The following is a 14907-nucleotide window of genomic DNA, read 5'->3' as shown; positions in this document are numbered from 1 at the left end:
CGGGTGGCGGCCGCCGTCAGCGCAGCGTGTACGCCGTGGGAATGGTCTGCCTGACGGTGTCGCCCTGGCTGTCGGTCGCGCTGATCCTCAGTCCGACGCCCTGGGCAGCCTGGTCCCGCCGGGGGTTTTTGACCGTCGCGGTGAACGTGTTCTTTCCGGTCGCCTTCGTGGTCGCCGGGTGCCAGGTGCTGCCCCCGTCGAAGGTGGTCTCCGCCTTCAGGGAGGTCACCTTGGGCAGGTCGGTGAGTCGCTGCTGGTAGTAGCCGACGATGGTGACCTCGTGGTTCTCTCCGGCCTTGGCGGTGTTGTCGAGGGCCAGGCCGAAGTCGTAGCGCAGGAAGATCAGCGGCTCCGGGCGGCACGCCGCCTGGTTGCTGCCGACCGACTCACCGATGCACGGGCTCTGCGTCGGGGCGTCGTTCTTGGTCGCCGTGGCGGAGGTGTACTGCCATACCGTCTTGACGTCGTTGGTCTGCGTTTCGAACGTGTACCGCGCGGACTTGGCCGGAAGATCGTACGAGACGAGGTCACCGCCCTTGCAGCCGGAGAGCGCGACCATCGCGGCGGCTGCGAGCAGCAGGAGGGCCCCTCTGCGGCGCCGCGTCGACGGCACTGGGGTGTTCATCGTGTCTATCTCCTTGGCGGTGTCGGGTGCCATCACAGGGTCGTCCAGTCCTCGTCGGGGAGGTGTTCCGTGCGACGCTCGATCGCGTCACCGGACGCGTTCAGCAGGTTGACGTCGCAGGTGAAGTCGAGGTTCGGCACGGTGGCGGAGGGAGTTGTCCCACAGGAGGGGAGCTCGCTGAAGTCGTGCTGAAGGAGCTCGTCGCCGACGATGCCGATCAGGGCCTGGCGGCCGCCGCCGCTGTCCGTGAGGAAGAGGGTGGGGTAGAAGGTATCGCCCTGCCGGCAGCCCGAGCACGGTCCGGCCGAGACCGAGAATCCGGACCTGGTCCGCACCTCTTGCGCGGCCCCCGGTACGGACGGCCCCGCGTTCCAGTGGATCTCGTCGGTGCCGGTGAGGACGATGTCGTTCATCTCCTGGCGGTTGTGCGTCAGGAAGTGGTCCGCTCCGATCTCGGCCCAGGAGGCGCTGAACCGGCTGATGGCGTTGTTCTCCTGCTTGGCGAAAACGGTCATGGTCTGCTGGGTGGGCGGTTCTGGCAGGGACACCAGCGACGAGGCAGTGACGCCCTGGATGGACTGCTTCCAGCTGAGCTGGTGCACCACTCCGGGCCGTGACGCGTGGAAGGAGAGGTCGACCCGGTCGAGGTCGTCCTTCCCGAGCCGGTGGGCGTTCTGCTGGAGTTGTCCGTCCTCGTGGTAGGTGGCGGTGTACGCCCTGGGCACGGCGTTGCCGCCGAGGCGGATCCGGACGTGCCGCCCGTGGACCTTGATCCGCTTGATCAGGGCTTCGGCCTGGGCGTAGGGCACGCTGACGATGGGCAGTGCGGCGTACGACTGGATCGCCGGGCAGCTCTGCGGCCCGTCCAGGCACTGGTCGAACAGCGAGGGCTTGCCCAGCGAGGTGAGGCCAGGTGCCGCGACCAGCACGCCCACGGCACCGGCGGCGGAAGCGGCGGCCACCCGTTCGTCCCGCAGCGTGGCGTAGTCACAGGTGTCCTGACAGATGTCGGTCGGCGTCAGCAGGACGAGCTTGCCCCGGACGTCAGCGTCCGCGAGTTCGGCGGCGGACCCGGTGCCGGCGTACACCACCGGCAGGTCTCCCTTGACCGGCAGTCGGGGAACCGGGATCGAGGCTTCGCGGGTGCTCGGGTCCCCATTGTCACGCAGCCACCCCTGCGACTCGGACAGCGCTGCGTTCGGGGTCACGTAACGGGCGGACAGGACGGAGGAGGAACCGCCGCCGGTGGCGCGCATGGTGATGACGGGAGTCGTTCCCACGTTGTAGAAGTCGTGGGTGAGGGTTCCCTGGCTCACCTTGTCGGTGGGCAGCACCCACCAGTTCGGTTCGGCGGCCTTGTAGTCGAACGAGAGCGTTGTGCCCATCGTCCAGGCCCCGGTCTTCGAGACCCGGTTGATGCCGTCGGTCGCGTTGTAGGTCTCGGTGGTCTCCGGGTACTGCACGGTGAGCGGCTGGGCCTTGCGCAGGTCCAGCGTGACCGTGCTCGCCTTGGTGAGGCTCACCTCCGGTGCCATGGGTGTGGCCTGCTGCAGGTCGCCGTCCGCGTTCCGCCAGGTGACCGGTATCTGCGCCGCGTAGGCGCCGCGGAAGAGCTGCTCGGTCACGGTGTCCGCGCCGGGTGTGAGGGTCTGGCCGGAGTGCAGGTAGACCTGGTCGTCGACCGGCGTGAAGGTGACGACGCCGTAGTGGACGTCTGTGGCGCCCGCCGGGGGAACGACCTTCAGGGTGAGCGGGAACTTCTGGGCCTCGAGGAAGGTGTGGATCCTGGAGCTGACCTGTACCGCGCCGGAGTCGTCACGGGCGCTCAGCAGCCCGTTGTAGGTGCCGTAGGGCCCGTCGGTGCCCAGTACCCTGCCGTCGAGCGTCACCGACACCTCGGCGGACCCATGGGCGGGAACGACCACCGTGTCCGTGCTGAGGGTGAACAGTCCTGCCGGGGCCGGGCTGCCGTCGCCGAAGGAGACCGGCAGCGTCAGATGCAGCGTGGCCGCCTTGTCGGTGCTGTTGGTGTACGTGATCTTCTTCGTCTGCGCCGAGTGCGGGTAGGTCAGGCGGTCGAAGTTCAGGTTCCCCCGCGGGATGATCTGCGGGTTCGTGGCGGTCGCGAGGTCCACCAGGCCGGCGCCCTGGGCGTACAGGTCATGTCCCAGGTCGGCGGCGGTGTCCATCAGCAGTGCCTTGATCTGCTGACCGGTCATCTCCGGATGCTGCTGGGCGATGATGGCCGCGGCGCCGGCCACATGGGGCGTGGCCATCGAGGTCCCGTTGGCGGTGGTGTAGTACTGGTCCACCGGCGTGCCCATGGACGTGCCCGCGGCGCGGGCCGCGGTGATGGCGACGCCCGGGGCCGCGATGTCGGGCTTGGCGGCGCCGTCACCGATACGCGGTCCGTGGTTGGAGAACGTCGCCATCGCGTCGTTCTTGTCGACGGCCGCCACCGTCAGTGCGTCGTCGGCGGAGCCCGGGGCGACGACCTTCTGCGCGACGAAACCGGAGTTGCCGGCCGCGACCACGAACAGGGTTCCGGTGGACCGGCTGAGTTCGTTGAGCGCCTGGCTCAGGGGGTCGGTGCCGTCGGTGGGCTCACCGCCCAGGCTCATGTTGACGACCTTGGCCCCTGAGTGGGCGGCCCAGTCCATGCCCGCGATGATCGCGTCGTCGGGACACTGTCCCTGGTCGTCGCAGACTTTGCCCACGAGCAGCTTGGCGCCGGGTGCGACGCCCTTGCGCAGGCCGTTGGAGGCGGCGCCGCTGCCCAGGACCGTGGAGGCGACGTGGGTGCCGTGGCCGTGGCCGTCCTTGGCACCGTTGGGGCTGCCGGTGAAGTCGACCTGCCCGGCGATGCTCGCGGACACGTCCGGGTGGGTGGCGTCGATACCGGTGTCCAGCACCGCCACCTTCACGCCGGTGCCGTCGTAGCCACGTTTCCAGGCCACGGGTGCGCCGATCTGGGGCACCGACTGCTCGAGGTCGATGTGGGACATGCCGTCGAGCCAGACCTTCTTGACCCCGGCGAGGGAGCCGGCGGACCGGGCGGTCGCCGGTGTCGAAGCCGTCTTGCCCCGAACCCCCTGCCACCACTGCCCGTTGCCGGCGATCTTCAGCGAGCGGCCGTTGATGCTCGGCAGGTCCCTGCCGCCCGAGGCCCCGGCAACTCTCCGCGTCGTGTCGGTCGCGGCGGTGCCGGTGTAGGTGACGAGCACCGGCACCGTGTCGCTCTTGCCCGCCGCGGCGAGCGTCACCAGCTCCTCGAGGTCGAAGAGCGACCAGTCGAGCAGTCCCTGGCCGACCAGGTCGAGCGCGTCGTCCGGCACGGCGTACACCTTGCCCTGGCGGGTGAGGGTGTGGAACACGACCGGCAGTCCATCGGGCCGTGGCGTGCTGTGGGTGTCGCGGACCACCGGCTTGCCACGGTCGTCGACACCGACGTCGACCGTGTCGCCGGTGACCAGCGTGACCGGGACGGATCCGCCGGCCGCGGAGACGATCCGCGCCAGGTCGTCATTGGCAGCAAAAGTCTGTGGGCTCTTCGTCTTCACGACACCCGATGGCGCCGTCTGCGGGGCCGGGTCGGCGGCGTTGGCCGTCGGCGTCGCAAGCATGCCAAAGACGGTCAGGCCGACGGTCACCGCGCCCCAGCGTCTGTTGACGCGCCTTCTTGCGCTTGACCTCATCTATGAGTCTCCCTTGCGAGGAACGACATGGAACGTGGGCACAGGTTCGGGCCGCAGGTCTGCGGCGCGTCAGGTTCGGGCTCCCTGTGCATACGAGGACGCCGAGCCCCTCCAGCGGACTGGGGGCACTCGGCGACTCGCGCCGTGGGCTTACACGTCAGAGCGGTTCGTACTCGGCGTCGTCGTCGGCACCGGCCCTGCCACTGCGGATGGTGGTGACGTCCTCCGCGTCGGACGGCTCTTTGGCCGCCACCGGTTCGTCTTGAGGACGGAGTACCGGTTCGGGCTGGTCGTCTTTCGGCGCGTGCGTCGGGTGTTCAGCGGAAGGCATGGCACCGAGTGTGCGACCACGCCGGCTACCGGCACGATCAGTCAGATGCGGGATTTAAACCGGCCGTTCGGTTCCCGGAATTTCGTCGTCCGTTGCACGGCTTGCGGAATTCACTCGTCGTTCAGGGACGGTGTGGTCAGGTTGCCGACGAGGCCCGACTCGACGACCCTGACCGCGAGTGCCGTGCGCGAGGTCACATCCAGTTTGCGCATCGCCGACTTCACCTGGCTGGCGATCGTCTGCGCCGACACCATCAGAACGTCGGCGATCTGCCGGTTGGTCAGCCCCTCGACCAGCAGCCGGGCCACCTCCAGCTCGCGCGGCGAGAGCCGGTTGCCATAGCCGGGACGCCCCCGGCCGCGCGTGACGGTGTGGGCGTTCCCTCCCCGCCCGGCGAGGAACCGGGAAATCCGGTCGGCGTCGTTGTGGGCGCCGAGTTCCGTCAGCGCCCGCGCCAGGTCAGCCAACACGGGCAGCGCGGCCTCATCCCGGCCGTCCGCGAGCAGGCAGCGGGCGGAGCGCTCCTTGGCGAGCAGCGCATGGTACGGGCGCGGCAGCGTCTCCCATAGGGCGGCCGCGCGGTCGAACAGCGTGGCGGCGTCCGCGAGGCGGCCGTCGGCCTCAGCCAGGATCGCGCGGCACAACGTCAAAGACGCCTGTGGCGCCGGCGCGTCCCGGTCGCCCAACGCCGTCGCGAAAGCGTTCACCACCATGGAGGCACAGCCGAGCCGACCGGCCGCGGCCAGGACTGCCGTACGCACCGGGGCGAACTCGACGGTACGGGACCACAGACCGCCCCCGACAGCGATCTCGGCGAGTTCGTCGGTCAGACGGAGCGCCTCCTCCACGTCTCCTTCGTGCAGGCACAGTTGGGCCAGCGCGGCCGCGGCCTCGATGCGTTGCTGATCGTCGCGTCCGGCGAAACGCAGCTGTTCCTTGGCCGCTTCCCGGTCTCCGGCGGCGGCCTGGAGCAAGCCCGCGACGAGCGCCGCCTCGCACCGGTCCTTGAGCCGTACGCCGCTGGTGTCGTCGATCAGGCGTGTCGTCTGCTCGGCGAGTCCCGACCAGGCGCCGGTGAACCAGTCCAGGTGGGCCCGGGAGGAGGCGATGCTGCTGAGATGGGACAAGAGCAGGTGGCGCTCGGCGAGGGTCCTGGCCTTCTCGAGTCGGGCACCGGCCTCCTCGTACCGTCCCCACCGCGCAGCCTCCTCGCCGACATTGGCGTGGCCTATCGTGACAATCGACGCCGCCCGCGGATCCGGTACGTCGTCCGGGATCTCCCGGGCCGCGGCCCATCCCGCCTCCTCGCCCAGCGACAGAAGCGCGAACGCGCGATCGGCCGACAAGTGGAGACGGTCGAGGGAAGCGATCGACTGCGCCGGCGTCGGCGCCTCCCGCAGCCACCGCAGGTGCTCCGAGACCGGCCGCGGGTTCCTCCCCAGGGGCAGAGCCAGCAGGATGCGGGCACGCGCCAGCTCCGCGGATCCCGGCGGCAGATGAGGCACCGCGAGGAGGATCTCGCCGCGGCCCGCGTCCATCTCACCTCCCGCCATGAGGGCCCGGCCGACCTGGTAGCGGACGGACGCCTGCTCCATCGGCGTGAGGACCTGCCCTGCGAGAGCCGAACGCAGCGATTCGACGATCGGCGAGTGCGGGTCGGATCCGGACAGCGCCTGGAACTGGATTTTCGTCACCAGACGTACCAACGCGCCGGCGGGGAGCGGAACGGTGGCGACCAGGCTGTGTATCAGCAATGCCGAGGTGGCCACGTCGCCGGACTGGGTGCAGAGGTCGGCCGCTTCCTCGGTGTACCGGCACGCGGCCTCGACGTCGCCGGCCAGCCGGAAGTGCCGCGCCAACTGCGCCACGGGGGGCACCGCCCACTGTTCCATGGTCCGGCCCGCCCGCAGGTGCATGGCGCGTCGGTCGCCGGCCGGGATGGCGTCGTAAACGGCATAGGACGCCAGCGGATGCCGGAACGACCACTGCCCGGATCTGTCCTCGCGCAGCAGCCCGCTGGCGAGCGCCTCGGCCGCCTGCGCCGCGAACCGCTCCTCCGCCAGACCCGTGACCGCGAGCAGCGTCGTGTAGTCGGCCGGGCCGGAGAGCACTGCCGCCGCGTAGAGGACGGTGCGGGTGTCGTCGCGAAGCCGCTGGACGCGTTCGAGCATGGCGTCGCGGATCGTGGGCGGAACCTCGATGCGTTCCAGCCGTCGTCGTGCCCAGCCGCCATCCCGGAGGACCAGCTCGGCGCGGTCGTGCATCAGCCGTACCGATTCCTCCACCGCCAGTGGTACGCCCTCGGTGCGGGCGTGCAGAAAGGCCGCGAACTCGTTCGATACGTATTCGCCGGCCAGCATCGACGAGACGAACGAGGCGGTCTCCCCGACATCCAGCGATGCTGGCGTCAGTCTGACCAGATGTGTGTCGGAGGGCAGCCGCGAGGACAGCCGCAGCAGCAGCGAAGCCGACGGCACTTCGTCCCGGCGAAAGGTCAGGACCACACTCACCGGCTGCGGTCGGCGGGAGACAAGGAACAGCAGGAACTCAAGGGTTGCCTCGTCGGCCCAGTGGACGTCCTCCAGCGCGAGGACCGCGACGTCGAGTCGGCCGAGGACCTCGACGAACGCCCGGAACAACCGGTGCCGGGCGGCGGTGGCGTCCTCCAGCGCCTCCGGAGCCGGCGGCAGGTCGGCGGCCCACTCGGGGAACAACGGCCTCAGCGCCCCTCCCAGCCCGCTGAGCCCCAACCCGGCAACGTTGTCGACGCCGTCGCGCACCGCGTCCACCACCGCTCCGAGGGTGTACGGAACCCGCAACTCCAGGCAGGCACCGATCAGGGCATGCCGTCCCTGCTCCGCCTGGGACGCCAGGAACTCACGCAGCAGACGGGTTTTGCCGATGCCCGCCTCACCCTCGATCAGCACGACCGCGGGGGCCCGTTGGAGCGCCGATCCAAGCGTGTCCAGTTCACGGTCCCGGCCGACGAACCGCGGCGCGGACAGTGCCGGAAGCCGACCACCGTCCTTACGCGTCCCCCCAACCACTGCCATGTCCCCTCAGCCGACCCCCACTACACCAGCGCCGACTTTATCCCTGATTCACAGAGGTGACGCCGCCGCTTTCACCAGCGAGACTCCGGCACACCGTTCGAGTCGCTCCACTGTGTCCTGTCCCGCCAGGAGAGTTCCGGGCGTGACGGTGCGTGCCCGCGCCTGGCCGGCAACGAGTACCAGACCGCCACACCCCCCAAGCAATCCACAGAGAACAGTCGCGAATGGTCAACGCTGCTGTCCGGCAGGGAATCGGGATGGGCCCCGGCACCGCGCACTCCGCTGCCCAGCCAGGCACGCCGGTCGCGGGTCGCTGTCGGTCGCTGCACGGCGTACACACCCGCCCGGGTTGCGCCATGTCCGGCCGCAGTCGGGCGCCGCGAACCGAAGCACTTACCCCCCCGCGGTGACGTGAGGGGTGACTCGTCATGTGTTCGCGTCGGACCAGCGCCCAAGCGATCAATCAACCCATCTGGTCCGCGCGAGGGATACACAAAGGCGCGTTCAAGCCGTCCTGTCACGGTTGGTGGCCTCAGCCGATACCGGTCGGTCCAGGGCGTGCTCGGTATGGGCGGTCTCCAGCAGAACGCGCCAGGAGGTCACCATCGGGCGCCGCCGCAACAGGCTACGGCGTTCGCGCTCGGTCATGCCTCCCCAGATGCCGTGCTCGATACGGTTGTCGAGGGCGCAGGCGAGGCACTCGGTGCTGACCGGGCAACCTCCGCACACGGCCTTCGCACGTTTCTGGGCCGCACCTTCGACGAACAACTCCTCAGGGTCGACAGTGCGACACTTCGCCCGTGTTTCCCACTCCCGCTCGTCCACGAACATGCCACCGCCCCTGTGCAGGCTCTGTCCCCCACACGTAGGGGCTTGTGCAGACCGTATGCCCATCGCGTAAGAGAGAACTCACCGCTCCCGGATTCGGCTCCATCGGGTGATCGCATGGTTGACAACACGGGCACGATCTTGGCGGCCGTTCGCTGTGTGCGATTATTGACTCGGGTTTTGCTACAAAATGATCGCTTTGCGGTAGTTTCGGGACAGGAGTCGTCCGCCCGACCTCTCTGGTAGGACAACGGTCCGTCAAGGGCGTGCCGCACAGGAGCCCCTGCGCCATGGGGCTACACCCACCTGGACAGACCGCCCTGTGCAGGGGTCGGCTGACTATCGGTTGGCCCCGCCGTACGACGGCCAGGCAGCCCAGGACGTTCGCTCGTGCGGGGCTGGGGAAAGAGAACTGTGTCCGCCGACAAGCGAGTGCGCAGCCCTTCGTGGATGGTCAGCAGCCCGGTTCTTCCGGCATGTGCTGCTTCGCCCACTTGCCGAGTTCTCTGAGTGAGACTTCCAACGCGGCGCCCTTCTCGGTGAGGCCGTAGGAGACCCGCAGTGGGGGCCCCTCTTCGACCTCACGCACAACGAGTCCTGCGGCGCCGAGTTCGGCAAGCCGGTCGGAGAGCATGCGCTCGCTGATGCCGGGGATGGCCCGGCGCAGGCTGGCGAAGTGGGCCGGCTGCCCCATCAGGACGGACAGGATCGGCCCGTTCCAGCGCTTTCCGAGCACTTCGAAGACACGTGTGATGCTGCCGTCCACCGCCCTGCACTGTCCGGAATCGTGGGTCTGTTCCATCGCCATGGAGTCAGAGTACGGCTTGGTGTGAGGATCAAGATGAATGAGAAATACATCTGTATGTCGCCATCTGGGGTGAGTCTGTTTGAACACTCGGAACTCCATTGGAGTGCGCCACCGCCCTTCCAGGGCCAATGCCGTGACTCTGTTGGTGATCTTCAGGGGTTATCCGGCGGCTGCAGTGCAGAGAGTGTGGAATCGGCTTGATCGTGTACGCCCTCGGGGTGTTTCGGCGATCCAGTCGGCAGTGCGGGTGAGGTTGCAGGCCATGGCGGTGAGTACGTGTTGAACATGCGTCTTGGCGAGTCCTCGGTAGCGGGTGCGGCGTAGGCCGTTGCTCCGGACGGTCTGGGAGAGCGCCGCCTCGATGCCGGCGCGGACGGCATAGCGTCGTTGCCATTCCTGGGCCTGCCGGTCGAGGCGGTTACGGACCTGGATCTCGTGCAACGGCTGTGGGAGCAAGGCGATCGAGCGAGGCCTGGTGGCCGAGGCGGTGCACGGGTGACGGTCCGGGCAGGCCAGGCAGTCGGCCTCGGCGAAGCGGAACTGGAGGTACTCGTGGCCGTTGATGCGGAGTGTCCCCGGCTGGGAGCTGGTCTTGCCGCGGGGGCACGTCGCCTGCCGTAGGTCCCAGTCGATCGCGAACGCGGACTTCCCGAAGCCCTCGCCGCTCTTGGCCTGGCGGCTGTGGTCGGCGACGATCGGGCCGAGCAGTGTGATCCCGTGGACCTGCTGGGCGCGTTGGACATGGGCCGGGGTGATGTAGGCGGCATCGACCACGTGCTCGGCCGGAGCCGGCTGCGCACAACGCGCCGGTCCCGAACCCGAGGCGGGTTCGGGACCGGCGCCGCCGATCGCCTTATCGCCGGCGTCGTCGCACCAGGACAACGCCACCGATCACGATGACCGCGACGACGAACACGGTGATGGCGTTCAGCGCCACCGGGGGAATGCGTTGCTCGGTGATGGCCATGAGGAGGGGGTGGGTCCGCACAGTTTTCCTCTTCGTGTAGTCGTCCGTCACCGCTCGGAAGCCCTGGTCTGCCGGAGGCGCTCCGTGTGGTGGCCTTCGTAATGACCTGTTCGCGACGGAGAACGGGTTCCTGTGATGCCGATCACATCGCTCACTTGATGGTGCGATAGGCGTCGTAGATCGTCTGGGTCAGGGTGTTGCCGTGGGCATCGACCAGATGGGCCCGCAGGGAGACCGTGCCGGCCGCCGCCGGGTGCCGCAGGCTCAGCGCACCGTTTCGGGACGTGACCGCGTGCCAGGTCTTGCCGTGGTCGTAGGAGACGTGGAAGTCCAGGTGTCCGAGGGTCCTGGCGGTAGCCGCTCCCTCGACCGTGAACGGCACGGAGAAGACCGTACCCGCCTTGGCGCTGCTGTCCGCGGCCAGCTGCGGCGAGAAACGGACCACCGACAGCGGCAGACGTACGGACGCGTCCCCGTCGACGTGCGCCGAGTGGAAGGTCCATTCCGCGGTGACGCGGGTGGACACGGCGGACACCCCACGGGCGCGTGTGACGTCGGTGGTCAGGTGGTACAGGGCGCTCTTGGCGGGCAGGGCATACGCGGAGCCGACCAGGGGAGTGTCCGTGGCGAAGATCTGCCTGCCGTCCGCCGACAGGGTGCTGCGGGCCTTGGTGTACTCGGAGGTGCCCAGGTGGTCGGCGGCGTCACCGAACAGGGGCAGATACGCGCGCAGGGTGTCACCGGCACGGGTGGCACCGGCTCCGACATGCTGGTCGGCGCCCGGCCAGGGGCTGCCGGAGGGCAGCGACGGCCCGAAGACACCCACGTCGAACCGAAGGCTGTGGTCTCGGTGAGCGGCGAAGGACAGCGGCTTGGACTCGAACTCCGCCTCGGTCGTCTCCGAGGCGTCACCGGTGGTCTGGTAGACGGTGTAGTGCCACTTGAGGTCGTTGGGCAGGAAGTAGTCGGTGGCGGTCTCAGGCAGTTTCACATCGTCGGGGGCTCCGTCGTACCAGTTGCCGTCGGGCAGCAGTGGACTCACGGACACGGTGGCCTTCTTGCCGGGCGCGGGGGAGCCGATGGTCACGGGAACCCTGACCAGCTGCCGCGCGGTGACGTGTGCGGTGAAGCCCGACAGGTCACCGGTGCGCGGCCAGCCGAGCCGGTAGTTGACGGGGTGGCCCTTCCTGGACGAGTCGGTCCAGGTGCCGGTGTAGTAGGCGGTGGCCTTGGCGGCCGGGACCGGCTTGCCCAGCATGCCCACGCGGACGCCGCGGTAATCGGCGTACCCGAACGTGGTGTACTGCGGCACGGTTCCGGCGGTGTTGCGGTAGAAGATCACGGCGTCGTTGTTCTTCGCCGCCTTGTCAGGCACCGTGATGTTCACCGGGTGCGTCTTGCGGGCATCCAGGTCCACTGTCGTGTCATGGTCGAGGGTGAGCTCCGGCTGCAGCAGGATGTTCTTGCGGTCCGCGCCGATCTGGCTCTGCAGCCCGTACCGCCCCTTGGGCAGCCTGACCGTCACCGTGCCGTCGGCACCCGCGTCGGAGCCGGAGACGCCGTCCAGCAGGCTGTTGTCGAGGCCGTAGACGTAGGTCATGGCGTCTTTGGCGGTCCTGCCCTTCAGGTCGAGGTGACGGAGGGTCAGGTTGAAGGACGGCACTTCGCGCTGCACGCCGACCGCGGTGCGCACGCTGGTGTTTCCGTCGGCCGTGGTTGCCACCAGGGAACCGCCGAAGGTGCCGTCGGCGGAGCCGGCGCGGGTGTCGACGGTCACCGAGGTGCTCGCCTCTCCTCCCGCCGGCACGGTCAACCTGGCGGGCGAGACGGTGAACATACCGGCGGCGGCAGGCTTGCCGTCGGAACCGAACGCCTCCACCGACAGGTCCAGCGTCACCGGGCTGTCCCCGCTGTTGTGGTACATGACCTGCTTGGTCACCGGCTGGTCGTCGCTGTGCGGATAACGCTGGATGCCGAACCCGAGCGAGGTCGGGCCGGTGGTGATGTTCTGGTCCAGGGCCCTGGACACGTCCACCCGTCCGGTGCCCTGCACGAACGCCGACAGATCGGGAGCCGCCTTGGCCGAGGCGGTGAGCTGGGCCTTGATACGTGCACCGGTCCAGTCCGGGTGCTGCTCGGCAAGCAGCGCCGCAGCGCCGGCCACATGGGGAGTGGCCATGGAGGTCCCGCTCAAAGACACATAGCCGTCGGCGACCGGAGTGCCGATGACCCCCTGAGCCGCTTTGGCGGCGACGATGTCCACCCCCGGCGCGGTGATGTCCGGTTTGAGGTCGCCGTCGGCCGTCGGTCCACGACTGGAGAAGGACGCGATGACGTCCTGCTTGTCGACCGCTCCCACGGTCAGCGCCGCCTGCGCGCTGCCGGGCGTGCCGATGGTGCCCTCACCGGGGCCGGAGTTGCCGGCAGCGACGACGAACAGGGTGCCCGACTGCTCGGACAGCGTGTTCACCGCCTCCTCGACGGGGTCGATGCCCGGGCTGTCGTCCTGCCCCAGGCTCATGTTGACAACCCGCGCGCCTTCCCCGACGGCCCACTGCATCCCGGCGATGATCGAGGCGTAGTCTCCGGCGCCGTCATCACCGAGCACCTTCCCGATCAGCAGGTCGGCCCCCGGCGCCACACCTTTGTACAGGCCACCCGACTTCGCGCCGGAGCCCGCCACGATGGACGCCACGTGGGTGCCGTGACCGAAACGGTCGACGGTGTCCTTGGAGTCGCTGAAGTTCTTCTCCGCGACGACACGGTCCTTCAGATCCGGATGGGTGTCGTCCACACCGGTGTCCAGGACGGCGACCTTGACCCCCTTGCCGTCATAACCCGCCTTCCACGCCGCCGGGGCACCGATCTGAGGGACACTCCGGTCCAGCGCCACCCGGACCTTCGAGTCCAGCCAGACATGAGCGATCCCCGGTGCCGCGCCGCGCGCCGCCGACGCTCCGCCGCGCTCGGTGAGGGTGTCCCACAGCGCGCTGCCACCGGCCTTCCGCGCGTACAGGACATCGCCGCCGATGCTCGGCAGACTCCGCCCCGCCCGAGCCTGCGACAGAACCTGGGGCCGCGCCGCGGAGCGCCCGGCTGCGGCGTACGACACGATCAGCGGCAAGTCGGCACGCCTGGCGTCGCTGTACCCGTCCGCGACCAGCTCGCCGACATCGAACAACCGCCGGTCCAGGGTGCCACGGCTGACCAGCGCCTCCGCGTCCCACGGCATCACATAGGTGTGACCATGGGTCTGCTGCACCTGGAAGTTCATGCCCGCACGGCCCTTGGCGGCCGCCACCCGAACCACATGGCCCGCGGCGTCAAGGCTCACCTTGTCACCGGTGATCAGAGTGACCGAATCAGAGATCCGCGCGGCCGAGGCCGGGGTACCCGTTGCGGTGCTGGCCTGCGACTGCCCCGCGTGGGCCATGTCAGCGGCTCCTATGGCCGCGCTCACGCCGAACGCGGCAGCGACGGCTACCGTTGTCCGACGCCACCGTTTTCCGACCCGCATGCGAAGTCCTTCCGAGAACGGGCCGCCTGGATGCGGCCTCGCCTCTACCTGACCGCAGCCGCGCCCGAGTTCCCTGTCATGCGGGACATTTCAAGAAGATCGGTGTGACTGTGATCATGTAAGACTGCGTCTGAGCAGCGTGAACCAGGTGTCACCTGGCTCGCTGGAGAGACAACTCCGTCACGCACGGCCACTCGTGTGCGGTGCGTGGTTCACCTGCTGGCGGTGGAGGCCCAGGCGGAGTTCGCGCAGTGAGTTGGAGGCGGACCCGGCCAGGTTGGGTACTCCACTGATCCGCGAGTTCACAGAGCCGTCGCCGGCCTTCACGCCGACCGCGTACGGCGCGGAGAACATGTCGACCTGGGTGCTGTTGATCCACAGGCCGGAATCGTTGAGGGTGTACTCCATCCAGTTGAACAGGATGTTCCTGTTGGGGTCGGACGGGTTCTGCACCGCGGGCTGCACGAGGCCGCCGGTGGTCAGCTTGAAGACGAGCTTCTGGCCGTAGGAGAAGTAGACCCGACCGGAGAACTTCGGCATCTGGAGCGTCATGGCCTGGCCGTTGGCCGGCCCTGCGATCGACGCGTCGGGCGCGTCGGTCGGCGGGTTGCCCCCGGCGGGCCAGGTGTGGAACGTGCCGTTCGCGTCGGCCCAGCCCTGCTGGCCGGTGGTGAGCAGGGTGCCGATGTTGTAGAGGTAGACCTGGTCACCGCGCCCCGAGTTGTTGCTGATCGTCAGCGGGATGGTGCTGGGCAGGGCGGCCTGGGCCTGGCTGCCGGTGCCCGTCAAGGTGGTACCCAGGCCGATGTCCAGAGCCGCCAGCACGGCGGCCAGCGTCCTTCACGTCACAGAGATGGACACGTTGTTCTCCTTGTTCCTGGTACAGAGATGTGAGGGGAGAGGACGGACCGGCGGCGTGGACCAGATCGGGATTCCGGTCCGTCCCTGGCCCGGGCGGCGTCGCCTGGGACGGCTCCAGGGCTGTGGCCTGAACCGCCCCGTGTCCAATGGAGACTCGATTCCGTGAAAGGATTGAGTCATGGCACGACCCTCCCGTTACCCGCTTGAGCTCCGCCGACGCGC

General features: G+C 68.8%; 8 protein-coding genes and 1 pseudogene. All 9 read right to left on the bottom strand.

Annotated features, from left to right (window positions below):
- Nucleotides 1-16: 16 nt before the first annotated feature.
- Nucleotides 17-625: a hypothetical protein gene (locus ACZ7OO_RS33325; protein ID WP_471510574.1), complete on the bottom strand. Its 609-nt coding sequence runs from the start codon at nucleotides 623-625 to the stop codon at nucleotides 17-19.
- Nucleotides 626-657: 32 nt separating this feature from the next.
- Entirely contained in the window at nucleotides 658-4248 is a 3591-nt protein-coding gene (locus tag ACZ7OO_RS33320; RefSeq protein WP_471510572.1) for a S8 family peptidase, read from the bottom strand.
- A 229-nt stretch (nucleotides 4249-4477) separates the two neighbouring features.
- On the bottom strand, nucleotides 4478-4651 hold the full coding sequence (locus ACZ7OO_RS33315) for a hypothetical protein (protein ID WP_471510570.1): 174 nt from the start codon (nucleotides 4649-4651) through the stop codon (nucleotides 4478-4480).
- Nucleotides 4652-4761: 110 nt separating this feature from the next.
- Nucleotides 4762-7704, bottom strand: coding sequence for an ATP-binding protein (locus ACZ7OO_RS33310; protein WP_471510568.1), 2943 nt, complete (start codon nucleotides 7702-7704; stop codon nucleotides 4762-4764).
- A gap of 504 nt (nucleotides 7705-8208) precedes the next feature.
- Nucleotides 8209-8535, bottom strand: a complete 327-nt coding sequence (locus ACZ7OO_RS33305; protein ID WP_471510566.1) for a WhiB family transcriptional regulator — start codon at nucleotides 8533-8535, stop codon at nucleotides 8209-8211.
- 451 nt (nucleotides 8536-8986) lie between these two features.
- Nucleotides 8987-9340, bottom strand: coding sequence for a winged helix-turn-helix transcriptional regulator (locus tag ACZ7OO_RS33300; protein WP_471510564.1), 354 nt, complete (start codon nucleotides 9338-9340; stop codon nucleotides 8987-8989).
- Between the two features lie 159 nt (nucleotides 9341-9499).
- On the bottom strand, nucleotides 9500-10114 hold the full coding sequence (locus ACZ7OO_RS33295) for a transposase (protein ID WP_471510563.1): 615 nt from the start codon (nucleotides 10112-10114) through the stop codon (nucleotides 9500-9502).
- Nucleotides 10115-10458: 344 nt separating this feature from the next.
- The gene (locus ACZ7OO_RS33290; RefSeq protein ID WP_471510562.1) at nucleotides 10459-13740 is read right to left on the bottom strand and encodes a S8 family serine peptidase; all 3282 of its coding nucleotides are present in this window, start codon (nucleotides 13738-13740) and stop codon (nucleotides 10459-10461) included.
- Between the two features lie 330 nt (nucleotides 13741-14070).
- Nucleotides 14071-14649: pseudogene (locus ACZ7OO_RS33285) on the bottom strand (beta-1,3-glucanase family protein); the annotation flags it as partial.
- Between the last annotated feature and the right edge of the window lie 258 nt (nucleotides 14650-14907).

The organism is Streptomyces sp. NPDC111744 (genome assembly GCF_055634995.1).
The sequence above is the reverse complement of the archived record's forward strand: the minus strand, read 5'-3'. Positions and strand labels throughout refer to the sequence as shown.